Raw genomic sequence first — 25,325 nt, forward strand, 5'->3', positions numbered from 1 at the left:
GAATAAAAAAATCCCCCAAATTACTTTGGAGGATTGATATCTAAAAAAAATCGCGATGCTCAGATCCGATAATTATCGGGTGTCATTTTATTTTTTAACGTACATTACTTCTTTTACCGCTTTAACTACACGCTCCGCATTAGGTAAGCTTGCTGCGATTAAAGTTGGTGAGTATGGAAGTGGAACATCTGCACAGGTAATACGTAAAACCGGTGCATCTAAATAATCGAATGCATGTTTTTGTACCATGAAGGCAATCTCGCCTGAAAGCGAAGCCAATGGCCATGCCTCTTCTACCACAACCAAACGGTTTGTTTTCTTAACCGATTCAATGATGGTCGCATAATCGATAGGACGTACAGTACGTAAATCGATCACTTCAACGTTAATTCCTTCTTTGGCTAACGCTTCTACCGCAGGATTTACCACGCGGGTTAACATTTTACCAAAAGTTACAATGGTTACATCTGTACCTTCTTTTGTTACTTTAGCTTTACCAAGTTCGATATAGTACTCCTCTGCCGGAACATCGCCTTTATCACCATACATCACTTCCGATTCCATGAAAATTACCGGATCCGGATCAAGGATTGATTGCTTTAATAAACCTTTAGCATCGTAAGGTGTAGCCGGAACGACCACTTTTAAGCCAGGAGTGTTAGCATACCAGTTCTCGAAGTTCTGAGAGTGTTGTGCCCCTAACTGTCCGGCGTTACCTGTTGGGCCACGGAAAACCATCGGGCATGAAAACTGACCACCGCTCATGGATAAGATTTTAGCCGCTCCGTTGATAATCTGATCGATCGCAACTAAAGAGAAGTTAAATGTCATGAACTCTACAATCGGAATAAGTCCAGCTGTAGCTGCACCAGTTGCAATACCTGCGAAACCTAATTCGGCAATCGGGGTATCGATAATTCGTTTTGCACCAAATTCATCAAGCATACCCTGACTTACTTTGTACGCACCGTTATATTCTGCTACTTCTTCACCTAATAAAAAAACGCGGTCATCTTTACGCATTTCTTCGCTCATGGCTTCGCGAAGTGCTTCTCTAAATTGGATTTCTCTCATTGTAAATTTTAATAACGGTGGCAAATATAATTATTAATCGCTTTGAAACCAAAGGCTAAAATGCCTATGTTTTGTAATAATTATAAGTGTTTTGACCGATTATTTAATGTATTTTTTGTTAATTCCTTGTAAGGAAAAATATTATTGGGCAATTGGGTTTTTGTTAAGCGTTTTATGTCAATGCCTAGGCTTTTTCCAAAATATAACCACCCCTTGCACCTGCTGTCATTTCGTGTGGAATTACGCAGTCAAGAACCATTTGGTGTTCAGTTAAATCTATTTAGATCTTTCTACCAGCACAGGCGGGCATCCCGTTTCGTTTCAGTCGAGATAGATGATCTAATCGTTTAGATTTAATGATTAGGGTTCAATAAACCATAAATTTCGCTATCCAGAAACTGGCCCCTAAAATAATAGTCTTGTTTAAAGTGCGCTTCCTTTACAAAGCCGTGTTTGATCAGCATCTGCCTGGAAGCATTGTTTTCTACATTAATGTTTGCACTGATGGTATGCAGGTTGACCTTATCGAAACCAAAATCAATTGAACGTTTTAACGCTTCAGAAATAATTCCCTGCCGCCAGTAATCAGGATGGAGCATATAACCTATTTCTGCCCGGTGATTCGCAAAGTCGGTACGCCAGTATCCTATGGAGCCAATCATCTGTTCAGGTTGATCTTTTAAGGCAATTACCCACGCGAGACTATCACCATTTTCATAGCCATTTCTAATCCGTGAGATAAAATCTTTGACTTCAAAAATATCTTGTGGTCTTTCCCTGTCAATATATTTCATCACCGTTTCATTGGTACGCATAGCAAAGAGTGCTTCGGCATCGGCAAGATCATGTTCGCGGAGGATTAGTCGCTCGGTTTCGAGTATGGGGAAATTTGTAAAATTTAAGGTTAGCATTTTTAAATTTAAGAGATTTAACCGCAAAGCAGGCAAAGTTTTTCGCGAAGTATACAAAGTTTTATTTTACCACAGAGAAGCAAAGAGATTATCACAGAGGGCACTAAGTTGACGTTTTTCAATCGGGCTCGGTGTGCTCGGTGCTTTTTCCTCAGTGTGCTCGGTGGTTATTTTAGTTTGGATTTAGCACCCTTTGCGGTTGTAACTATTTTCCAAATAAAGTTTTATAAATAGAATATTTGTAGTTATCCTCTACTTTGCTGGCCATAAAATATGGGGCTTCGAAAAGTTCGGTTAGTTTTTTTCTTAATTCGGCAAGAAATTCCGGCTTGATTTCTTCGAGATAGGCTCCAGATAGCGTTTGCCTGCCCGATTTAAACCAAACACCATCTGCACTCATGGTTTTTACCACGTAAAGATTTGGTTCTACAAAACTTTTGCCCGAAAATTGTTCGTAAGCATAAGTGTATAATAAGGTTTGGATTAGTGCTTTATTAATATGTTTACCATCAGAATTGAATAATTCCGGAATATCTTTAAAAGTTAGTTTGTCGCTACCTGTTTTATAATCAATAATTTTAGTCACGCCGTCTTTAACATCAACACGATCGATAAAGCCAAAAATTTTAACGCTGGCTTCTTTTCCTCTTAACGGGAAACTGATCTCGGCCTCTACCTTTTGCTCGAGACTAATTATCGTAAAAGGGGTTTGCGCTTCATCCTGATTTAAAATGATATTCACATAAGCTTCTACAATAGATAAAATAACTTTCTGCATGCCCTTGTATTCCATAATCAGATCGGGGTTTTGGAACATCACCGCGTTAAAGGCTTTTTGTATCAGTTTAGGAACCTGTTTACGTTTTTCTTTAATCAGCGCAGCAGTAATTTCAGCAGATCTTAAATCTTCGTAAAAGTATTCCATCACTTTATGCAGAATGGAACCAATCTCATTAGCTTCTACCACTGCGCTGATTTCTTTGGGCTCTTTAATGCCCGCAATGTAATTGAAGAAGAAATCTATCGGATTGGAAATGTACTGGGTAAGGGCTGAAGGTGAAAGCACCTTTTTCTTATCAAGGTATTTTTGAAGTGTTTCCTGGATAAAAGTATTATTCGTTTTGTCAATTTTTACTTCTTTAAAGGGCTCCGTTTTTACTTCCAGATTTAGTTCATTATAGGTAAATTCGAAGCCACTTTCATACTCCAGTTGCTTTAAGATTCTGCTCGCTTCGCCGGAAGTAGTTTCATCGGTTAAGCTGTTATAGACAAAATTGATATTTTTGGCCCGTTGTAATAGACGGTATACCATATAGGCTGAAATGGCATCCAGGTTTTCGAGAACCGGCAGTCCATAAACACGGCGTATTGAGTCTGGGATAAAGCTGTTACCGATAGATGACTTGGGAATAATTCCTTCATTAAAACCTAAAATTACCACTTTGTCGAAATTCAGGTTTCGGGTTTCGAGCAATCCCATTACCTGGATTCCATTTAAAGGATCGCCTGAAAGTGGTACTGCAATGGCTTGCAGTGATTTTTGCACAAGATAAATGACAAACGGAATTTCTTCTTTACCGATGTGGTAACTAAAAGTATCGTGCAAACGGTTCAATTCCTGAATGGTTTTTACAAACAGTTCCGCATCGATTTTTTTGAGCGTTTTTGCATTTGATAATCGGGTGAGTACATAATCCAGGACATCTAAAAGATGGGTAACCACGTGCTGAGGATCGTCGATTTTCTTAAAAAATGCCTCAAACAGTCCGCTCTGACGTAAAAGGCGTTTGTGATCAATCTCTACCTGGTTTTCCTCCAATAATGCCGTTAAAATTTTATCACGCATTTTTTGGGTAAGACCGGTTAGGGGATGGGTTAAAAAAGCTTCTACATTTTTGTAACTTACTTTATCGCGCTGTAAAATCTCGAGTTGACTCGCCAACCACAAATCAATCAAACCAAAAATACTGGAGGTTGACAAAGCAAAACCCATGGTTACGTTAAGGTCAATCTCTTTTCCGTTTAGGTTGGTTGGTATCGTTTGAAGAGTGGGGATTAATAAACTTTCATCTGCCAAAACTACCACTGTTTTTCCAACCGTTTCGGCTGCAGTATAATCCTCTTCTAAGATATTGTTCAGGATTTTAGCCTGTGCAGATTGTCCCTGAACCTTAAAAACATTTACCTGGTGCGGGGCCGATTTCATAAGACTTTCCTGGTCGGCAAATTCATTCTTCAAACCAAGTTGACTGATGTTTTTACGGAGGAACAGGCCTGCTTCCTGCGAAGTATCGTCTAAATAATACGGATCGGCATCGAAGTAAAACAAGGCTTTACCGGCTTCCTGTAGCTGGGTAAATATTTTTGCTTCCGCACTGCTCAAAGCATTAAATCCAACAAAAACAATTTTGCCCTTATCAAAATTCGAGATGAATTCCTGGTGATTGGTAATGTCATCAGACAGATGCCGATAAACAGAACCATTGGTTAAATAGCCCTGCGATTTAAGTGTTGCGTGGTATTTATGATAAAGTTTGGGCATCCTGCGCCACATCTTGATAAAAAGTTCCTGTTGTTTTTTATGTTTTCCTTCGGAGTAAGAAGTCCAGAACTGGGCAAGAAATTCGTATTGCTCAGGACTTAGATAATCAAAATCTTTATTGATGACCGATATATCTTCCAGATCGCGATAAAGTTTTTCTGCATCTACCAAGTCGGAATCAATCTGATTAAAATCGCTTAAGATAATTTTTGCCAATGGGAAAAACTTATGACTGGAAATAGTCTCTAATTTTTCTTCTACAAGCAGTTGATTATAAATGCGATGTATAGTGAAAAACTGCAGGTAAAAATCGGCTATTTTATAACTGGTAGAACTGGCAAAGAACTCCTGTATGGTAAAAAATGCGGGACTAAAAAATGGTTTACCAATAATATCTGCGAAGTGTTTCTGCAGATATGCCGATGGCCTTTTATTGTTGAAAACGATGGCGCAGTTTTGCAGCTGGTTTCCAAACCGGGCAACTAAATCTTCGGCAACTTCCTGTAAAAATGGTTTCATCTGCATACTATACTAATTTTAATTTGCCTTTAACTGCATAAAAAAGATAGGTTTTAATATTCTGGTAACCCATTTCAGTCAGCAAAACCCTGTAATTATTGACCTGTTCGATATGCTTTTCGCTTTCTTCAATGGTAAATTTATAGTCAAGGATAATCACCTCATTTTCGTTAATCAAAACCCGGTCAGGACGGTGTAGTTTTCCATTGGCATCGATAATATTTTTTTCTACAATGCTTTCGCTGGCATTATCTAAAATCTCTTTTAATTCGGGGTGTTCCAATACTTCAAGTGCGGATGAAATTAATTTTTGCATTTCTTCCTCCTTGATCACGCCTTGCAAAACCAGGTTGGAGGTATAGTCATCAACTTCTTTTTGTGTACTGGCGCTGGCGAGGATATCGTGCAGCAAAGAACCTTTTCTTCCTGATTTTTCAATATTCACCAGATGTTTCAAGTGTTTGTCTTCTGAAGGGATGTAAAGTTCGGATAAGCGCGTTGTAGTTGGATAACTATCAAGTTTGATCAAATTCGAATCTTCCACCTTATTTTCAATCGTTACAGGTTCTACAATTTCGTACACGCCGTTTTCATCAAACTGCTCATCAAAAGTGAAATTGATGGCATCGCCCATATTGGATAATTTCAATTCCTTTTTTGCCATGGTAGCGATGTAAAGATAATCTTTGGATCGCGTAGTGGCCACATAAAGCATATTTAATGCATCCATGTTATTGTAAAGCAACTCTTCGTAATAGGCCTTTGAAATTGTTGAATCAGCCAGTGCTTCATTGTATTTTAATGGAATGCCCTTTAGCTCACTATAAGCCGTTTCTGCTGAAGACACCCAGAAAGTGCCATTAGGTTTACCTTTAATTTCCCAATTACAGAAAGGCACAAAAACAGCCCTGAAAGCTAAACCTTTCGATTTGTGAATGGTAATAATCTGTATGGCATCGGCACCTTCTGGGGAAGGTAATGATTTTTTAATACCATCTTCTTCCCACCAGGTCAAAAATGAAAGGATCCCTTTTTCGCCCAGTTTTGCGGCAGAGGCTGTCAAATCTCTAAAAGCAAGCAGGTAGGGTAAGTTGGTGGTGAGATTTTTTAATCCGTAACTTTCGATCAATATTTCTACCAGTTCGGGTAGGGGAAGCTGTAACCAACTTTGCCAGTTTTCGCACAAAGTTACCGGCAAAACGGAAGTAAGCGTGCTTAAAGGTTTATTGGTAAGGTTGAGGTAATAACCGGCATCTATCTCTTTGTTGTGCAGCGCATGGTAGAGGGCTATACAATTGGCTTTGTAAAGCGCCGTTTGCGTTTCCAAACCGATCAGCACCTTTAATGTGTTAATTATAAGCTGTATGGCCGAGTTGTTAGAAATCAATAACGCATCGCCAGACAAAACAGGTAAGTTATGCTCCATTAATTTTTTAACAGTTAATAAAGCTTCACTATTCGATCGAACTAAGATTGCAATATCCTTTAGTGCATATTGCTGTTCATTTTTAAGATAATTTATTTCTTCAACAATATCGTCTAATGCAATATCCCTAAAAACAGTTTCGGTAAAACGGGCTTCATTTGGCGCATGGTTTTTACCAAATTTTTTAATCTTAATCGTTCCGCCTTTTAGGGTATGGGTTGCAAAGTTCTGTGTAGAGCCATTGTAAATATCGGTTATAATCTGCTGGTAATTTTGTTCTTGCCACCATCGGGAAATACTTTCAGGTTTGGTCGCCAGATTTTCATTCAGTTCGTTCTGCAAGGTGAGGGGGATGGCCTTGTACAGAAAATTATTGAAGGTGATGATGTTTTCAGCACTCCGATAATTCTCTGCTAAACTTTCTTCCAAAACATTTTCTGCGCCAACATCTAATTTGGCATGTTTATGCAAGATGTTCCAATCGCCATTACGCCAGCGGTAAATAGATTGCTTGGTGTCGCCAACAATCAGATGATCAATCAGATCCTGGCTCGGTGTGGCCATTGCATTAGTCAACAGTGATTTAAAGCTCCCCCACTGACTGGTCGAAGTATCCTGAAATTCATCGAACAAAAAATTACGGTAACGGTTGCCTACTTTTTCCCAGATAAAGGACGGGTTGTCTCCTGCATCTTCCGTAATTCCCGAAATCAGCTTTTGTGCATCACTGATCAGCAGGTTATCATTTTCGGCCCTATACTCTTTTAAGAGCACGGCGATTTCCTGCATCAGCCTTAGATAATAAAGGTTTTTATTAAAGGCGATAGCCAGGCTATAGTTTGGCAAATGTGTTAGATAATGCGTTTTTAACTTTTTTAATATCGGATTTACCGTATCGTAAGCTTCAGCGAAATTTGCATTTTTCTGAAACCATTCATCTGGTTCGTCAATCAGGTTGAAAAGGGGTTCGATTTTTGAAAAATCGCCCCTGGCAACGAGGATCATTTTAGCCAGCGGACTTCTGGATTTTCCTTTCAGGTGTTCTGTTTCTACACCAATTACATTCAGCGCTTCGTTTGCTTCTGTTGCCAGTGAAACCAGTTCTTCCTCAAAATTTTTGATTTCTGTCTTGGTAAGGCTGATGTATTTTTTAAATAGCTCATCGATATTTTCTAAGCCAAGCGTATTTACCGCATCTTCAAAAATCTGAAAACGTTCAGAAAATATTTCGCCGATCAGGTTATAAAGTTCAAATTTATAGTTCCAGCTTTTGTTATCGCTGATGCGTTCGATGGCCAGATCAATAATCCATTGCAAAAGCTGTTTGTTATGATCTAACGCCTCATCCAGTTTGTTTACCAGATCGTCTTTCACCTTATCATAATTCATTTCTAAATTATAATCTGCATTGAGGCCTAGCTCAAAGGCAAAGCCCCTGATTACTTTTTGAACAAAACCGTCGATGGTACTTACCGAAAAGCGGCTGTAGTCATGCAGGATTTTACGGTATATTTTATCTGCTTTAAACTGTAGCTCCTGCACGCTTAATATCGGATAGGCCTCCAATATAATTTTCCGATAATCGTCTATCTTTTTTGATGTATCACCTTTTGCCAGTCCGAGTAATACTTCCAGTATTCTGGTTTTCATTTCTTCCGTTGCCTTATTGGTAAAGGTTACGGCCAAAATTTCGCGGTATTTATTATCGCCGCTAAAAAGCAGTTTAAGATAATGTGCGGTTAAACTGAATGTTTTACCGGAACCTGCTGAGGCTTGAAGAATTTTGAGGGGCTGGGGCATAATGATATTTCTCGGAAATTTAAACTTACGACAATTTAAAATTTTTCCGAAATCATGATATCAACAATACACCTGTTTACGGTTTTTTCTTCTTTTTGGCTAATGTTTTATGGCTGATCCTGGCAGGTCGTTCGGCCATTTCAATGGGAAGCCCAAGCAAATCGCGGATCACTACCGAGGCACATGCGCCACCAAATGCTGCTGGCAGGTAGGAAACCGTGCCATAAGCGGAACGTTTGAAATTGCTCCCATCGGTCATAATCATAGAATTTTTATCCATTTCTTCGGTGGAGAAAACAGCTTTTATTTTGGCCGCATTGGGAAGTTTATTCAGCCGTTTACGCACATAACTGGCAAAAACACATTGATAAGTATCAGGCAGCAGGGTAATTCTTAAACGTGTAGGATCCATCTTGCCTCCGGCACCCATTGAACTTACAATGGGGATGTTTTTCTCCAAAGCCGTTCCTAATAAGGTAATTTTAGGCATTACACTATCAATGCAATCCATAATATAATCGAAATCAGCTTCTAAAATTTCCCTGCATTTTTCTGGAGTAAGAAAAGTATTTACGACGTGCAGCTTTAATTCTGGATTGATAGACAATAAACGCTCCTGCATAATGGCAGCTTTGCTTACACCATGATTGGTTGCCAAAGCTGGTAACTGCCTGTTACGGTTGGTGGGGTCAACCACATCACCATCAACGATGGTCATTTCTCCAATTCCTGAACGACAGATAAATTCGGCAGCAAAAGAACCCACTCCACCTAAACCGATTACCAGAACATGTTTTGATTGGAGTTTATCTATCCCATCATTACCCACAAGAAGGGCAGAGCGCGAAAGCCAGCTTACATCAGACATATTTGTGTATTTAGCTGCATTCTTCGACAGGCTCAGAATGACAGCGCTATATTAAACTTAATTTATTCCAGTCGGTAAAAATACGAGCTTTAAGTTCATCTACCGTGCATTTTTTTAAAATGGCTGCTGCCTGGTAAATTTCCTCAATCGAAATATCAGCATCATCCGTTTCGAGGAAAAAATTATCGGTATTTTGAATCAGCTTTGCTGCACCAGCGTTTTCTTTCAAGGCAGTCAAACCAAACGAAAGTAGAAATCCTTTGTCCATCATTTGCTTGCCAAGCTCTTCGTTTTTGTTAAAGCCATGGATAATCATAGGTACGTTGACTTTCAAACGGCCTTTAATCGCTATTAATTCAGCAAAACATTTAACACAATGTAAAATCAAAGGTTTTTTGACCTTTTCTGCCAATTCAATCTGCTTTTCCAGAATTTTGATCTGATTCTCCACGTTTTCGCCTCTTAATCGATCTAAACCACATTCGCCGATCTGTTTTACATTTGTTTGGTTGGCTACAACACTCAGATATTTCATCTGCTGGTCAAGATGGTCAATTTTGGCAAACCAGGGATGTAGACCAACTGAAATGGGTTTTGTTTTCGGCATGGCTAAAAAGATATCCTGGGTTAACGACAGGCTTTGAATGCTGGTTACCCCACTTTTAGTGGCAACTTTGTGGGTATGTATGTCTAAGAAATCCATTTCTATACAAAGATAGTTAAATGTAAGACGGGCGATGTAACAGCTACCAAGGAAAAACCCAAATGGATTTAAACCTTTCAGCAGAACCAGGTTCCGTTAATGACCAATGACCAATGACCAATGACCAATGACCAATAAATGTTGCGCTTCTGTAAAGAAATAGTGAATAACCTATTGAAATGGTAGACTTTACTACTTTTGTTTATTATTCTAAAGATCATGAAAAAATTAGTTATTTTATTCACCGCCATATTCATTTCGACCACGGCATTTGGTCAGGCGAAAAAAGAAGGCGTTCAGATTTATAAGCCACAGGCAGATGCTAAAGCGGATATTGCTGCTGCAGTTGCAAAAGCAGCCAAAGAAAATAAACATGTTTTGTTACAGGTTGGCGGTAATTGGTGTACCTGGTGTATTGCTTTCCACAATTTGGTTGATAGCACGGCCACATTAAAGAAATACATCAACGATAATTTTGAAACCGTGCTGGTTAATTATAGTCCTGAAAATAAGAATGAAAGTGTTTTGGCTGGTTTAGGCTATCCTCAACGTTTTGGTTTTCCGGTCTTCGTGATTCTCGACGGAAAAGGCAAAGTATTGCATATTGAAAATTCATCTTATTTAGAAACGGAAGAAGTTGGCGCGAACGGTAAAAAGAAAGTAGGGCATGATGTAAAAAAAATTACCTCATTTTTAAAAGGATGGACAAGAGCGGCTGTTGATCCTGAAACTTATGAAGCTAAAGCTAAGTAGGTTTAAGGTTGAGGGTGTAAGGTTTAAGGCTGAATCAAAATGGAGCCTAAAGTAGAAAGCCTTTCAGATTTTCACATCTGAAAGGCTTTCTTGTTAATCTTCTAATTCATCTTCATCCACCTCATCATCAAGGTTTAACTCATAAGAGGCTCTTGAAGCTTCATCGGCTTGTTCCAGCAGATCTTTATCATGTTCGATACTGGTGTCATCACCGCTAATTTCATTGATATTTTCTACATCATCCTCTCTGCGCAGCGCATCGTTAGGATCGTTCGCGTAATTGTCATCTTCTGGATCTATCATAACTTTAAGGTTTTATATTAGATAATCGTTTTGATGGTGAAATTGTTTTGGGAAAAGCTTTAAGGCCAAAGACTAAAGCTGAAAGACCCGGGAAATATTCAATTTAAAACTGCCCTCTGTGATAAATATCTATTCTTGTTTTGTGGCTTAACAATTAAAGTCCATCACCAAATTTATAAAACGGAGCCACACTTACAGGCAACTTACCTGTAGGTACTAATCGGTTGTTTATTACAGCCGCAGCTGAAATTTGCATAAAATCTTCTTTTTGATAGGCGACTATTAAACCTTTGCTATTCTCCAATCCGGATAAGCCTGCTAAGTTATAGGGATTGGCAAATAAGGCAAAAACAGCATTTTTAGTCGACAGTTCTCTAATAAAATTCTTAACACCTGCATTAAGCGGTATATTATTTGCAGGCCTTGATCTGCTATCATGAATACCTACAATAACCTGATCAAAAGCGCTGATTTCACGTGCAATATTTGAAATTTGTGCGGCACTGGCATCTTTATCCAACACATAATAAACAGAGTTGTAATAACCTTTCGAGATCTCTTTTTGGAAAGTCGTTACCGAAGATACGCCGATACTGATAATTGCGGTTCTTCTGATCGGGATCAGCCGTTTAATATAATCTTTACCTTTAAGCAAAGTTACCGATGCATTGGCCAGTTCCTGTACCAGGGCACTGCTTGCATTGCGGTTAACTCCTGCAATAATGCCCTTGGTTACAATGGTATCGCGTTTTGATAGCCCGGCCCAATACTTTGCCGTTAAGATTTTACGCACACTTTGGTCAATTTCAGCCATACTTACCCGGTTATGCCTTACCGCCTTACGTACCAGTTTAATGGCCCTATCGCTGTTTTCCGAAAGTTCGATAATATCATTGCCTGCAATGATCCCCATCAGATCAGCTTCACCGTTTTTAAAGTATTTTACCACGCCTTTCATATCCATGGCATCTGAAATAATCAGTCCTTTAAAGCCTAATTTCTGCTTTAAAATACCAGTAACAATAGGCTTGGAGAGGGTAGAAGGTAAATTCGGGGTATTATCTAAAGAAGGAATGTTCATGTGCGCAATCATTACTCCAGACGCTCCTTGTTTGATCAACTCTTTAAATGGATACATTTCTAAAGTATCCAAACGTGTGGCAGAGAAAGTAAGCTGCGGCAAATCGTAATGTGAATCCACATCAGTATCGCCATGGCCAGGAAAATGTTTCAACGTTGTTAATAAACCACCATCCTGCATTCCTTTCATATAGGATGCAACTTTGTTTGTCACATTATATTTGTTTTCGCCGAAAGAACGATAGTTAATTACCGGGTTTTTGGGATTATTGTTAATATCCGCATCTGGAGCCAGGTTCATCTGCATCCCCAATCGTTTATAATCTTTGGCTACTTCAAGGCCCATTTTGTACAGCAGTTCTCTGTTCTGAATAGCACCCAGGGTCATTTGGTAAGGATAAGAAATGGTGCTATCTAAACGCATACCTAAGCCCCATTCTCCATCGTTTGCCACAATAAGCGGCACTCTGCTCAGTTTTTGATAGGCATTGGTGGCAAGCGCTTGCCTTACCGGACCTCCCTGGAAAAAGATCACCCCACCTAGTTGTTCGCGTTTAATGACCTGGCCAACGGAATCGGTATATTTTTGGCCTAAATTGGTATGGGCACGTACAAAGAACATCTGTGCAATGCGCTCCCTGCGGTTGAGTTTATTAAAAACCGAGTCCACCCATTTGGGTTGATTGGCTAACATTTCTAAATAGGATTTTTGTTGTGCGCTGCTGGAAAACGCAGTTCCGCAAAAAGCAATAAGGATAAGAAGTTTTTTTTTCACTTAATTTTGTTGTATCAGGTTAGCTAAATTAATAAACCAAAGCCGTATTAAACAAAAATCCGTCCAACTAATCAATTTAATACAGTAAGTTTAAAAAAAGTTACGCCGCAGATTAAGATCTGTACATCCCTTTGCCTTCAATAAATTCGATTACTTTATCGGGCAAAAAAAACTGTACACTTTTTTTCTCTTTAATAGCCTTACGTATAAAAGTGGAGGATATTTCCATTAAAGGGGTACTGGTAAAAGTTATTGCGGGATGATTTTCCCATTCACTCACATTGGCTCCCGGGCGGGGATAAACATAAATATGATAGTTTTTTAACAGTATCTCATAATTTTTCCATTTTTTTAAAGAAACCAGGTTATCAGCACCCATAATCAGTACAAATTCCTTTTCCGGATATTTTTCGTGGAGATAGGTTAGGGTATCAATGGTATAGGACGGTTGGGGCAATGCAAACTCAATATCACTCACGCGGATATGCTCTGCATTTTCGGTAGCCAGTTTAGCCATTTCCAAACGATCGTACATATTGGTTAAACCGCTTTTATCCTTCAAAGGATTATGTGGCGAAACCACCAGCCATACTTCATCAAGTTCGGTATGGTTAGCCATATAATTGGCGATTATTAAATGTCCGGTATGGATAGGATTATAAGAACCGAAGAAAAGACCGGTTTTTAGCTTATAGTTTTCAGTTGACATTTTTCAGTTCGCTCTATTGATTAATGAACAATTAAACCACACCATATTTATCAGGATTATTGATCATGTGATTTAGTAGTCTGCCTACTTCGTCGCTTTGTATTGTTAGCTTTTCGTATTGTTCTTGAGTAATATATTTACATTCAAATGCGAACTTTAGCCAGCCTTTAGTTTCACTATTCTCCATGTCGCTATCTGAAAGTTTGCTAATAAAGTGCGCTTTATATCGTCGTTTCCTATAGGCCTCAATTAAACAAATATTGGTAGATCGCGAAGATCTTCTGATTTGATCGGTTAAAGAGTACATTTCATCTTTTGGAAAAGACTTGCTAAGCTCAAAAATAGCCATCGCTAGTTCAAACGACTTTTTATATACTAATAGATCAGAAAAATCGCCCATAGATTGATTTTTATATTTAAAGAATAATTATCCTATGCACCCTGGACTGAAAATTGAAAACTACAGACTGTTAACTTTTTAAAAAATCCCCTACCAACTGTTCTGCTTCTGCACAGGCGGTAGCCAGATCATAATTTTTTAAAATCACATCAAACTTATCTGCATATAGCAGTTCTTTCTCAGCTTTAATAAAGCGTTCCTGTAACTTTTCCTGACTATCTGTTCCGCGGCCACTTAAACGTTCCTTTAACACCTCTAATGATGGTGGCTGAACAAATATAGCTAAGGCGTTATCTTCATACTTTCTCTTTAAACGGATACCACCTTCAACATCGATATCGAAAATAACATGCTTGCCCTCATTCCAGATGCGTTCTATTTCTGAGCGTAAAGTACCATAAAAGGTGCCATTATAAACTTCTTCAAACTCTACAAATTCCTGGTGGGCAACTTTGTGTAAAAATTCTTCCTTCGTAATAAAATAGTAATCGTTTTCATGTGTTTCGTCACCCCGCAATTCGCGGGTGGTTGCAGAAATAGAAAAGCTCAGCTCAGGAAATTTCTTTAATAAATGATGTACTATGGTGGTTTTACCTGCTCCTGATGGTGCTGAAAATATGATTAATTTGCCTTGCATTTTTAAAAGTTTTGCGATTGGCGTCTGGCGTTGAGCGCTTATCGCTCTCCGCTTAACGCTACAACACATTCAGTAATTGTTCTTTTATCTTTTCTAGTTCTTCTTTCATTCCTACCACAAACTGCTGCATTTGAGCATCGTTCGCTTTAGCGCCCATGGTATTAATTTCTCTACCTATTTCCTGCGAAATGAAACCCATTTTTTTACCGTTTGCTTCTTTGCTTGCCAAAGTTTGCAAGAAATAATCGCAATGGCTTTTTAAACGTGTTTTTTCTTCCGTGATATCAATTTTATCGATATAGTAGATCAATTCCTGTTCAAAACGGTTTTGATCAATATTGACCTTGCCCACCGCATCTTCTAAAAACTGGTTAAATTTATCGCGGATGGCCGAAATCCTTTTCGGTTCCAATTCTTCCACCGATTTAAAGTACGACAGGATATTCCTTATCCGCAGTTCCAGATCCGCCTTTAAAACAGCGCCTTCATCTTCCCTGAACTGGTTAAAGTTGGCCAGGGCTTCGGTAAAGATCTGGTATAGGTGGTTCCACTCATCTTCGCTAACACTTTCTTCTTTGTAACTAATTACATCAGGAAAGGTTAGGGCGGTTTGTAGTAGGTTACTACTATCTGCACCCAATTCATCATTAACTGCAACAAGCTGCTGGTAGTAGTGGCTCAATAAAGCGGTATTAATGGTAGCACCGGTAACTTCACCATTGGTGCGTTCTATCGTGATGCTTAAGCTTACCTTTCCGCGTTCGATATCTTTGCTGCAGATATTGCGCAGGATTAATTCTTTATCGGAGAAAGCTTTAGGATATTTTAAATTGAGCTCCAGGAACTTACTGTTGAGCGATTTGATTTCGACACTATACTTTGCATTTGCATAATCGGCTGTTGCTAAGCCGTATCCTGTCATGGATTTTATCATGCGCAAAGATAGGGTTTTAACCTGAAAGGAGAAATAATAATAACCAAGGAGCCAGGGCTGTAGGGTTCCAGATAAATACTTTGCATTTAGAAAACCAGCGTTCAGTGTTTCTTAGGTGATTGCAGCCCCGCTTTACGCTTTACTCCGTTACACTACGTGCCCGCTGCAATCGGGTTTAAGTACAAAGTGAAGTAGTTCTTGGCAAAGGCTTGTTCCCTACAGTGTGTAGAACCTCTATTCCTAAACCTGACAGGAACGGCAGCCTCCGATTTCTTCTATCGGAGCTACAGTGGATGGCAGGACTGATTAAGCCAAAAGGACCGGAGCATTCATTTTCTAATCAATATGAAGTTAATTTCAAAATCAACAAAAGATGCAGCCGTATCTAAAAAAAGAAAGGTTATTGCCCTGGTAAAAACTATTCTTGCCGCATATTATAAAAGGCTGCCTGTTAATTTCCTTATGACTATTAACGTTTTATTAACAACTTGAATGTGCAACAAATGTTAATTTTACAAAAATTCTCCTAGAGATATGAAAGCATTTTTTACGCTCATTTTTCTTTCGCTCTGCTTTCTAGTTGCTTCAATAAGCGTTAAAGCACAGGTTAAGGTTTCCAAAGGGGTTGTTGTTGAAAAAGGAACTGATATCAGAATTGCCCTGGCAGTAGTTACCAATATGCGCACCAGGCAGGGAGTTGGTACCAACGACATGGGGTTTTTCCAAATTGCCGCAAAAATTGGTGATACCTTATTGGTGCAGAAAAGAAGGTTTGATAATCAGATAGTGATTGTTAAAAATGATAATCACTTGATCGTAAATCTCGTTCGGGCAGATATGCTGCTGGAAGATGTAACCATCAGGGCAGAAAACAAACAAGAAAATCTATCGGTTGTAAGGTTAGCGCACAGAAAGAAAACCTATTTTTACGGGTATAACAGAAACCCGCTCCACTATATCCGTTATCCTTTATCGGCCATAATGGAATTGTTTAGTGCAGAGCGCAAAAGTGCCAGGCGGTTTGACCGCTATTATGATCGTGAGCAAAAGGAGTTAGAAATTGACCGTTTTTTTAGCCAAAGCCTTGTTAAAAGGAATACCAGTTTAACAGGCAAACAGCGCAATGAGTTTATGTTAAATTACAGGCCAAAGCTTGCACAAATTAAAAATTGGAATACTTATGATGCCGCCAATTACATTAAAAAATCCGAAAAACATTATTTAGATACTTTAAATATGCCATTAAGTCAATGAAGCATTTAAAACTCCTTCTTTTGCTAATTATCCTAACAAAAAGCCTTAATAGTAAGGCACAGAACTTTATTTTGAAAGGTGTGGTAATCGAAAAAGGTTCTAACGTACGGATTGCCCTGGCAAATGTTACCAACATCCGAAGTAAAATGGGCGCAACCAGTAATGATATCGGTCTGTTTCAGTTGAATGCCAGAATCGGTGACACGCTTTTAATCCGGAAGAAAAACCTAAACGATCAAAAAGTAGTTGTTAAATCAACTGATGATCTTGTCGTTTTTTTAATAAGGGGAAGCACCATGTTAGCGGAGGTGACGGTTAAAGGGCAAACCAGGAAACAAGAGATGGAAGATATAAAGCGGGATTTGAAACACAATGGTTCTTTCTTTGCTGGTAAACCGCCATTAATTCTGTTAAATCCACTTGGTGGCAGCCCTCTGACATTTTTTTACGAACTTTTTGGGAAAACACCAGCAAGAGCGCGTAAATTTAACCGTTATTACAAAAAGGAGTTAAGCTTAATCGAAGTAGACAAATTTTTTAATAAAAATTTAGTTTCAAGTAATACAACATTAACGGGAAAAGAGCTCGACAAATTCCTACTCGATTATTATCCAACACGCAGCATGACCCTTAATTGGAGCAATTATGACGCGGTTAAATACATTAAAGAGTCGGCTAAACAATATACCGATACTTTAAAACACACAAATTAGCATAGCATGAGAAACTTCAAATTCGCCTTTACACTCTTTGTTTTTACCGTAATCAGCTTTTTGGCAAAGGCGCAAGACTTTATTTTGAAGGGTGTGGTTATTGAGAAAGGTTCAAATGTTAGAATTGCATTGTCAGAAATTACGAATCTGCGTACAGGAATAGGGGTTGGCAGTAACGATATTGGCATGTTCCAGTTAAAAGCCAGATTGGGAGATACACTTCTGGTAACCAAAAGAGATCTAATCGATCAGCGTGTACTGGTAAGCAGTGAAAAGGATCTTGTCATTTATCTGGTTAGGGGAAGCACCACTTTAGCTGATGTAACTATCAGGGGGAACACCAAACAGCAGGATTTGAATGAGATTAAGCGGGATTTTAAGAACAAGGGTGTATATAACGGCGGTAAAACGACTTTGCTATCTGCTATATTTAGTCCTTTAAATGCGCTCTATAACCTCTTTGGTACTGATCCTAAAAATGCCCGGAGATTTAGCAGGTATGCCGATAATGAGATTAAACAATCGCAGATTGATGTATACTTTAATCAAAGCATCATAAAAAACAATACCGAATTAAGAGGCGATACTTTAGAAAGATACATGCTCAATTGTCGGCCTGAATTTGATAAAGCGCAGTACTGGAACAGTTACGATTATATTAAATATATTAAAGAATCTTCTAAGAAATTTATTGATACGCTGGGGAAAGGGAAGTAGTTTTTAGTCCTTAGTCGGGAGTCAATAGGCAAGTTGGGAGTTCGGAGTTCGGAGTCAGCTAAGCAGTTGGGAGTTTACAGTTGCCAGTTTTACTTACAACATATTGAGTTTGGATTTTAGATAACTAGTTAAACCATTAGTGGATTAAACCAGATACAGTTTTCAGTTATCAATTTGCAATTACTAATGAACTACTGACCAGTGAACCATCAGATACTAAGCACCTCACAAGCTTTCTCTGCGGCGAGTTTTTCTGCATTTTTCTTGTTATAATCTCTGCCCGTACCCACTTTTTCGCCTTCTACTACCGCGCTGATAGTGAATAATTTAGTGCTTTCACCTTCACCGTTTTCAGCCAGTTCGAACAGTACATCTTTGCCATGGCGCTGGCACCATTCAATTAATTTGCTTTTAAAATTGGTTTCAGTAAGTTCGAGGGTATGGATATCGATATGTGGTTTTACGATTCTGCGCAATAAAAACTCTTTAGTAAAATTATATCCCTTATCCATGTAAATGGCACCTACGATAGCTTCGAAAGCATCTCCCAGCATCGAGTTGTGTTTGGTTTGTATGCTAACGGAACGCTGATCAAACTGGATAAGCTTATCAAAACCAATTTTTTTAGCCAATTGATTTAAATTGGCCCGGTTTACAATCTTAGAGCGCATTTCGGTTAAAAAACCTTCTTCCTTGTAAGGATAATGTTTAAAGAGTAGTTCTGCTATTACCGAACCGAGCACAGCATCGCCTAAAAATTCCAGACGCTCATTGCTGCTCCTGCTCCCATTTTTTAGGATTTTTGCTGCAGAGCGATGTCTGAATGCCATTCTATAAAGCGTGACATTACCTGGAACAAAGCCTAAAATGTTTTTCAGCTTTTTAACAAACTCCTTTTCAGGAGAGAGATAGAGTTTATATAATTTTAATATCGGCATTAAATAAATAACACAATTAACGGCTAATTAGCATATTTAACTAAGTTATCTATTTTTAATTAGCATACAAAATTATATACCAGTGCTGTTCAAATTAATCTTCGTATTTTTTGAAGATTACAGAAGCATTGTGGCCGCCAAAACCAAATGTATTACTTAAAGCCGCTCTAACAGTACGTTTTTGAGCTTTATTAAAAGTAAAATTCAATTTCGGATCAAATGCAGGATCGTCTGTAAAATGATTGATTGTTGGAGGAACGATGTCGTTTTTAACAGCAAGAATTGCTGCAATAGCTTCAACAGCTCCGGCGGCACCCAAAAGGTGGCCGGTCATTGATTTGGTTGAACTAATGTTTAAACGATAAGCATCTTCACCAAATAATGTACCAATGGCTTTGGTTTCACTAATATCGCCCAGCGGTGTAGAAGTACCATGTACATTGATATAATCTATATCAGCAGTTGTTAAACCCGCATCTTTTAGTGCATTGGTCATTACCATTCTTGCGCCTAAACCTTCAGGATGTGGTGCCGTGATGTGATTGGCATCAGCACTCATTCCACCGCCAACAAGTTCTGCATAAATTTTTGCACCTCTTGCCTTAGCGTGTTCAAGTTCTTCCAGGATAATGGTTCCTGCACCTTCACCAGCTACAAAGCCATCGCGGTCTTTATCGAAAGGGCGTGAGGCTGTTGCCGGATCTTCATTACGTGTTGATAGGGCATGCATGGCATTAAAACCACCCATACCTGCCTCGTTGATAATTGCTTCGGAACCGCCGCTGATGATGACATCAGCCATACCCAGGCGGATGTAGTTAAACGCATCAATCATGGCGTTTGTTGATGAAGCGCAAGCCGAAACAGTTGCAAAATTTGGCCCACGCAGGCCGTATTTAATCGAAATATGGCCTGGAGCAATATCTACGATCATTTTAGGAATAAAGAATGGATTGTATCTTGGCGTACCATCTCCTTTGGCAAAATTCGAAATTTCATCAAGGAAAGTTTTCAACCCACCTATGCCCGCACCCCAGATTACACCGATCCGGTTGGTATCTAATTTTTCAAAATCAAAACCACCATCTTTTACAGCCTCATCTGTTGCTACAAGAGCATATTGTACAAACGGATCTAGCTTACGGGCTTCTTTTTTCTCCAAAAAGTCTTCAGGATTAAAATTTTTAACCTCGCATGCGAATTTAGTTTTGAATTTTTCAGTGTCAAAACCTTTAATAGGAGCAGCGCCACTCACCCCGTTAGTCAACCCTTCCCAAAAATCAGGAACATTATTGCCTATAGGAGTGAGCGCACCCAACCCTGTTACTACTACTCTTTTTAATTCCATTTATACTGAAAAAGCGTAATTCTATTTAACGTTTTTTTCCAAATAAGCAATTGCCTGGCCAACTGTACCGATGGTTTCAGCCTGATCATCAGGAATAGCTACATTGAATTCTTTTTCAAATTCCATAATCAATTCTACGGTATCTAAAGAATCTGCACCTAAATCGTTGGTGAATGAAGCCTCTGGCGTAACTTCGCTTTCGTCAACACCTAGTTTTTCTACGATAATAGCCTTAACTCTTGAAGCAATATCAGACATAATTTTATAATTTAATGGTTAAATAATTCTGTGCAAAGAAAAATAAATTCTTACAATTTTCAAATGTTTTTATTTCGATACGTATTTTGGTACCTCAATAACACAGCGAATATAGAATTAGTTTTTTAATTTCGTTCTGTAAATAATTTATTTCGCTTTGAATAAGACTTATCTAAAACTTACCTTAGACCTTGATTTTACACTAATTGCGATTACAGCACCCCTAAAAGACTATGTGCTCTGCCACAAAATTAATACCCGGCTAAATACACAATTTGAAAAAATAGAGGATCATGAAATATTTTTTAATATCGATGAACCAGCCTGGTCTTTCTCTAAGTATTACTTTTTTGTAGAGCAAGGTGAAGTAGAGTACTATTTAATCTGCAATAAAAGTAGCGATGGCTTCCTCATTCCGGAAATGAGCAAAGTAGATTTTTTTATTATCATAAAAGAATTTATCGATAAGGAGGATTTGGATTATTTAATCAACGGATTGAATAAACTGCCTGATATACAAGTGGCTGCAAAGATTGATCCGACAAAATTAAAGAGCCGCGAAAATTTGGTAATATAAAAATTATATACATGGTGTATTAAATACACTATATTTGGCGGTTACAAACAAAGAACAAAAAAACAAAATATATAAAATTTAATGCAGTTTGATTATTTTAGATAATAATTATGCTTTCTTTAAACTGCATTACTAAAATCAATTAATAGATGAAACCTTTTCATTCGAGAACTAAAATTGTTGCCACGCTTGGGCCTGCATCAGCAAAACCAGATGTATTATATAGTATGTTTAACGCAGGTTTAGATGTTTGCCGTCTAAATTTTTCACATGGATCACAAGCAGATCATCAAGCGGTTTTGGATACCATCCGCGATTTAAACAAAAAATACGACTATAATGTAGGTATTCTTGCCGATTTACAAGGTCCAAAAATCCGTATTGGTTTAGTAAAAGAAGGTGGTATCAACCTGATCAACGGAACTACTACCGTAATTACAACGAATGAATGTATTGGTAACGAAGAACGTATTTATATTACTTACCAAAATTTCCCTCAGGATGTTCAGGCTGGTGAAATTATCCTTTTGGATGATGGAAAGCTTCAGATGAAAGTGATTTCTACCAATTTAAAAGATGAAGTAGTTTGTGAGGTTGTTCATGGTGGAATTTTAACGTCGAGAAAAGGTGTTAACCTGCCAAATACTAAAGTTTCTATTCCTTCTTTAACACCCGAAGACCGCGAAAACTTAGAGTTTGTTTTAGAGAACGATGTAGAATGGATCGGTTTATCGTTCGTGCGTAAAGCGGAAGATATCACCGAACTTAAAAATATTATTGCAGAGCGCGGTAAAACTGCCCGCGTAATTGCCAAAATCGAAAAACCGGAGGCTATTGCCAATATTGACGAGATTATTGCTGCAACTGATGGTATTATGGTTGCCCGCGGCGATTTAGGTGTGGAATGTCCGATGGAAGAAGTGCCGTTATTACAGAAAATGATTGTTGCAAAGTGCCGGGCGGCTTCAAAACCGGTAATTGTAGCTACCCAGATGTTGGAAAGTATGATCACCACACCCCGCCCAACACGTGCGGAGGTGAATGATGTGGCCAACTCTGTTTTGGACGGTGCTGATGCGGTAATGTTAAGTGGTGAAACCTCAGTTGGCGAATTCCCGCTGATTGTGATCGAAACGATGCAGAAAATTATCCAGAACATCGAAGAAAACAACTATCCTTTCCATCCTGATAAGTTTTTAAAACCAAAATCGCCTTCTTTCTTAAGTGATGCGATTTGCGACTCTGCTTGTTTCCTGGCGAAACAAACCAATGCAGTTGGTATTGTATCCATGACTTTAAGCGGTTATACTGCTTTCGAAATTTCAAGTCACCGTCCGGAAGCCCTAACTTTTATTTTTACCAGTAACAGGGCATTGTTAAACGCGGTAAGTTTGCTTTGGGGGGTAAGAGGTTTCTATTATGATAATTGGGAAAGTACCGATAATACTATTATTGAGGTAAACGAATTCTTAAAAAGTAAAAAATTGGTTAAACAAGGTGATATCATCATCAATACTGCCGCTATTCCAATCGAAGCGAAAGGTAAAACCAATATGTTAAAAATTACCGTTATAGATTAATTATATATAATTTATTACAAGGCGCTTCATTTTAAATGAGGCGCTTTTTTTATGCCTGATCTTTTAAACATCAGGCTAGCCGCTTATACTTATCTAAAGATATACTTGGGGTTTAATTCAGATTTTGGTCGGGTGGAATTGTCATAAGTCCGACGAAACCCCGGATTAAGTCCGTCAAAAGTCCGTTTAAGGACACTGGCTGCCTTCTTTGCTAACCGTCGTTTCGACCGCAGTGGAGAAATATTTGCAATATGTTTTATACGACTTCAGCTTTAAAAAGAACAAGCGGTTAGATGGGATATAACTTAACAAAAGACTAAATTCATCAGACCGAATTTCTTGTCATTAATTTTTATGGAGATATGAATAAAAAAATTACTTTTGCAGTCCGATACGGAGAGGTGTCTGAGTGGTCGAAAGAGCAAGCCTGGAAAGTTTGTATACTGGCAACGGTATCGAGGGTTCGAATCCCTCTCTCTCCGCTGAGCGGGAGAATTGAAAAATTCTCCCGCTTTTTTGTATCATCCAATAGTGCAAATCCCTAATGATGTCGAATCTGACATCGACCTGAACTGCGTAAATTTAATTTTTGAAACAGGAGTATCGCAGATTAAAACATTTTATACCTATCTCAAGAATACGCTTATATCCTTTCTTTATTCTATTATTTAATAGCTTGGATTGTATTTAATAACCTGAGTTCGATTATAATTTTTAGAAAAAAAATTAGTCAATCAAAGTAATTATGCTTATATTTAAGTATCTGACATTCAAATATTTAAACATAAAAACAGATGATTGACTACTCTAAAATTAGCGATATTTTTTGTCTTGTAGATGAGTTCTGCAAAGATTTTGATCAAACTACAAGTCCTTTTCTTTTGGGCAAGCCCTCCAAGCGTCCTGCGACCATGTCTAAGAGTGAAGTGATCTCTATCTGTCTGTTCTTCCATCTGAGCGAGTTCAGGTGCTTTAAACACTTCTATCTGTTTTATCTCCAAAAGCATATGCAAAGCGAATTTCCGAATACTGTATCCTATAACCGCTTTGTTGAACTCAGCCAGAGCGTGCTCATGCCAATGACGATCTTCCTGAAAACCTGCTGTTTAGGTCGCTGTACGGGTATTTCATTTGTGGATTCCACCCCTATTCGGGGCTGCAACAAAAAGCGTATAAAAAGAAACAAGGTATTTAAGGGGATAGCGGAGGTGGGAAAATCCACAATGGGCTGGTTCTATGGATTTAAGCTGCACATCGTAATCAATGACAGGGGAGAGATATTAAATTTTGCCATCACCCAGGCCAATGTGGACGATAGGGAGCCACTGAAGAACGAGAGCTTTTTAAAAGCTGTGTTCGGAAAGCTTCTCGCTGACAAAGGGTATATATCAGAACATTTAGTCAAAATACTGTTCGTCAGCGACATACATCTGGTTACCAGTAACAGGAACAATATGAAAAATAGCCTGATGACCATGAATGATAAAATTATGCTCCGCAAAAGATCTGTGATAGAAACCGTTAATGATGAGCTTAAAAACATATGCCAGATAGAACATTCAAGACATAGGTCATTCGCTAATTTTATCTCAAATATTATAGCAGGCCTAATCGCATACTCGTTCTTTCCTAAAAAGCCCGCTATTAACTATCAAACTAAACAATCATCTCAGATTTTTGCATTCTGATTAATCGAACTCAGGTTTGTAATGTTCATTCCAATCCATAAATCTGTCTAAAAGAAATGTTCGAATACTGTCTTGATTCTGAAAGTTTAATCCAGTATGCTCATCATCGCCATTTTCAGGCTTTTTAAAAATAACACCATAGGTTAACACACCATTATTATCCGGATTTGCTACCAATAAATTTCCTCCGCAGGCAGCCATTAATCGATTACCACTGCATAGTCGGGAAAATTCAGGGCAATTTAATTTAGGTTGAGGTACATCGCCTTGTATGATAAAAGTTCCGGTGTTTTCAGCGACCGTATCGGTAATGTATGTTTTTATTTTGGACATTCCGCCATTTGCTACGATAATAAAGTCGGCAGTTGCTAATGTTTCGTTTTCAAATTGCAAATGCCATTTATCATCACAAACTTCAAGTTCTTTACATTTGCTGTCCCAGATTACGGTATCCTGTTTCAAGCGGTTTAACAATATTTTTCTGAGGTCATTTCTGTTAATTTCAGGATTGTCGTATTGATTTTCGGGTGTAACCGGTTTGGTGAATAATATTTTTCCATTTTCATCGGTCATCATCATGCCCATGGGCTTTGCTATAGCGTAATAACTTTCCAGTAAACCAATTTTCTTCATCACTACCTGTCCCGAATTTTTGTGCAAATCGAGCGTACCACCCCAAATCCTGGCTTGCGGATCTTTATCTCTTTCATAAACAGTTACTGCAATTCCTTTTTGCTGTAATAATATGGCCATGGTCAGGCCAACAGGTCCTGCACCGATAATAGCCACTTTTTTTTGTTTTAGTATCATTGTCTTTA

Annotated in this window: 23 protein-coding genes and 1 tRNA gene; 8 read left to right on the plus strand and 16 right to left on the minus strand. The window is 38.4% G+C overall.

Features of this window, described 5'->3' with window-relative positions:
• Positions 1–87: 87 nt before the first annotated feature.
• The 6 genes from QZ738_RS15605 to QZ738_RS15630 form a co-directional block, all read right to left on the minus strand.
• Positions 88–1,074 (minus strand): pyruvate dehydrogenase complex E1 component subunit beta, encoded by a 987-nt coding sequence (locus tag QZ738_RS15605; protein ID WP_293788664.1) that lies wholly within the window; start codon positions 1,072–1,074, stop codon positions 88–90.
• Positions 1,075–1,427: 353 nt separating this feature from the next.
• Positions 1,428–1,985, minus strand: a complete 558-nt coding sequence (locus tag QZ738_RS15610; protein WP_293788665.1) for a GNAT family N-acetyltransferase — start codon at positions 1,983–1,985, stop codon at positions 1,428–1,430.
• Between the two features lie 205 nt (positions 1,986–2,190).
• A complete protein-coding gene (locus QZ738_RS15615) occupies positions 2,191–5,052 on the minus strand; it encodes a PD-(D/E)XK nuclease family protein (protein WP_293788666.1) in 2,862 nt (953 codons plus the stop codon).
• Between the two features lies 1 nt (position 5,053).
• Complete coding sequence (locus QZ738_RS15620) at positions 5,054–8,272, minus strand: exodeoxyribonuclease V subunit beta (RefSeq protein WP_293788667.1); 3,219 nt, start codon at positions 8,270–8,272, stop codon at positions 5,054–5,056.
• Between the two features lie 76 nt (positions 8,273–8,348).
• Positions 8,349–9,140 (minus strand): tRNA threonylcarbamoyladenosine dehydratase, encoded by a 792-nt coding sequence (locus QZ738_RS15625; RefSeq protein WP_293788668.1) that lies wholly within the window; start codon positions 9,138–9,140, stop codon positions 8,349–8,351.
• A gap of 46 nt (positions 9,141–9,186) precedes the next feature.
• On the minus strand, positions 9,187–9,843 hold the full coding sequence (locus tag QZ738_RS15630) for a TatD family hydrolase (protein ID WP_293788669.1): 657 nt from the start codon (positions 9,841–9,843) through the stop codon (positions 9,187–9,189).
• A gap of 219 nt (positions 9,844–10,062) precedes the next feature.
• Here QZ738_RS15630 and QZ738_RS15635 point away from each other — a divergent pair, with 219 nt between their 5' ends.
• A complete protein-coding gene (locus QZ738_RS15635; protein WP_293788670.1) occupies positions 10,063–10,596 on the plus strand; it encodes a thioredoxin family protein in 534 nt (177 codons plus the stop codon).
• Positions 10,597–10,689: 93 nt separating this feature from the next.
• Here QZ738_RS15635 and QZ738_RS15640 read toward each other — a convergent pair whose 3' ends face one another.
• The 6 genes from QZ738_RS15640 to QZ738_RS15665 all read right to left on the minus strand — a co-directional run bounded on the left by QZ738_RS15640 (position 10,690) and on the right by QZ738_RS15665 (position 15,422).
• Entirely contained in the window at positions 10,690–10,899 is a 210-nt protein-coding gene (locus QZ738_RS15640; protein ID WP_293788671.1) for a hypothetical protein, read from the minus strand.
• A gap of 154 nt (positions 10,900–11,053) precedes the next feature.
• A complete protein-coding gene (locus QZ738_RS15645; protein ID WP_367268601.1) occupies positions 11,054–12,754 on the minus strand; it encodes a glycoside hydrolase family 3 protein in 1,701 nt (566 codons plus the stop codon).
• A 112-nt stretch (positions 12,755–12,866) separates the two neighbouring features.
• Positions 12,867–13,463: a nicotinate (nicotinamide) nucleotide adenylyltransferase gene (gene nadD, locus QZ738_RS15650; RefSeq protein WP_293788672.1), complete on the minus strand. Its 597-nt coding sequence runs from the start codon at positions 13,461–13,463 to the stop codon at positions 12,867–12,869.
• Positions 13,464–13,494: 31 nt separating this feature from the next.
• Positions 13,495–13,863 (minus strand): four helix bundle protein, encoded by a 369-nt coding sequence (locus QZ738_RS15655; RefSeq protein ID WP_293788673.1) that lies wholly within the window; start codon positions 13,861–13,863, stop codon positions 13,495–13,497.
• A gap of 70 nt (positions 13,864–13,933) precedes the next feature.
• Positions 13,934–14,500 carry a guanylate kinase gene (gmk, locus tag QZ738_RS15660; RefSeq protein ID WP_293788674.1) on the minus strand — a complete coding sequence of 189 codons (567 nt, stop codon included), beginning with the start codon at positions 14,498–14,500 and terminating at the stop codon, positions 13,934–13,936.
• Positions 14,501–14,558: 58 nt separating this feature from the next.
• Complete coding sequence (locus QZ738_RS15665) at positions 14,559–15,422, minus strand: YicC/YloC family endoribonuclease (RefSeq protein WP_293788675.1); 864 nt, start codon at positions 15,420–15,422, stop codon at positions 14,559–14,561.
• Between the two features lie 546 nt (positions 15,423–15,968).
• On the opposite strand from QZ738_RS15665, the gene QZ738_RS15670 reads away from it, so the two are divergent.
• Genes QZ738_RS15670 through QZ738_RS15680 form a run of 3 tightly spaced genes read left to right on the plus strand, consistent with a single transcriptional unit; the run spans position 15,969 to position 18,118 of the window.
• Positions 15,969–16,688, plus strand: coding sequence for a hypothetical protein (locus QZ738_RS15670; protein ID WP_293788676.1), 720 nt, complete (start codon positions 15,969–15,971; stop codon positions 16,686–16,688).
• Positions 16,685–17,401 (plus strand): hypothetical protein, encoded by a 717-nt coding sequence (locus QZ738_RS15675; RefSeq protein WP_293788677.1) that lies wholly within the window; start codon positions 16,685–16,687, stop codon positions 17,399–17,401. Before QZ738_RS15670 ends, QZ738_RS15675 begins: the two co-directional genes overlap by 4 nt.
• 6 nt (positions 17,402–17,407) lie before the next feature.
• Positions 17,408–18,118 (plus strand): hypothetical protein, encoded by a 711-nt coding sequence (locus QZ738_RS15680; protein WP_293788678.1) that lies wholly within the window; start codon positions 17,408–17,410, stop codon positions 18,116–18,118.
• A gap of 209 nt (positions 18,119–18,327) precedes the next feature.
• Here QZ738_RS15680 and rnc read toward each other — a convergent pair whose 3' ends face one another.
• From rnc to QZ738_RS15695, 3 genes are all read right to left on the minus strand, one after another.
• Positions 18,328–19,056 carry a ribonuclease III gene (gene rnc, locus QZ738_RS15685; RefSeq protein WP_293788679.1) on the minus strand — a complete coding sequence of 243 codons (729 nt, stop codon included), beginning with the start codon at positions 19,054–19,056 and terminating at the stop codon, positions 18,328–18,330.
• Positions 19,057–19,150: 94 nt separating this feature from the next.
• A complete protein-coding gene (gene fabF / locus QZ738_RS15690; protein ID WP_293788680.1) occupies positions 19,151–20,404 on the minus strand; it encodes a beta-ketoacyl-ACP synthase II in 1,254 nt (417 codons plus the stop codon).
• Positions 20,405–20,425: 21 nt separating this feature from the next.
• The gene (locus QZ738_RS15695; protein ID WP_008508386.1) at positions 20,426–20,662 is read right to left on the minus strand and encodes an acyl carrier protein; all 237 of its coding nucleotides are present in this window, start codon (positions 20,660–20,662) and stop codon (positions 20,426–20,428) included.
• Between the two features lie 157 nt (positions 20,663–20,819).
• Between QZ738_RS15695 and QZ738_RS15700 the strand changes: the two genes are divergently transcribed.
• The 4 genes from QZ738_RS15700 (at position 20,820) to QZ738_RS15715 (ending at position 24,507) form a co-directional block, all read left to right on the plus strand.
• Positions 20,820–21,239, plus strand: coding sequence for an IPExxxVDY family protein (locus tag QZ738_RS15700; protein WP_090984244.1), 420 nt, complete (start codon positions 20,820–20,822; stop codon positions 21,237–21,239).
• Between the two features lie 149 nt (positions 21,240–21,388).
• Complete coding sequence (pyk, locus tag QZ738_RS15705) at positions 21,389–22,819, plus strand: pyruvate kinase (RefSeq protein WP_293788681.1); 1,431 nt, start codon at positions 21,389–21,391, stop codon at positions 22,817–22,819.
• Positions 22,820–23,214: 395 nt separating this feature from the next.
• Positions 23,215–23,301: transfer RNA gene (locus QZ738_RS15710), tRNA-Ser, on the plus strand.
• Between the two features lie 312 nt (positions 23,302–23,613).
• On the plus strand, positions 23,614–24,507 hold the full coding sequence (locus QZ738_RS15715; protein WP_293788682.1) for an IS982 family transposase: 894 nt from the start codon (positions 23,614–23,616) through the stop codon (positions 24,505–24,507).
• Here the strand turns inward: QZ738_RS15715 and QZ738_RS15720 are convergent, their stop codons facing one another.
• A complete protein-coding gene (locus QZ738_RS15720) occupies positions 24,508–25,317 on the minus strand; it encodes an NAD(P)/FAD-dependent oxidoreductase (protein WP_293788683.1) in 810 nt (269 codons plus the stop codon).
• Positions 25,318–25,325: the final 8 nt, after the last annotated feature.

It is taken from the genome of uncultured Pedobacter sp. (assembly GCF_913776295.1).
In the GTDB taxonomy this organism is placed as follows: Bacteria; Bacteroidota; Bacteroidia; order Sphingobacteriales; family Sphingobacteriaceae; genus Pedobacter.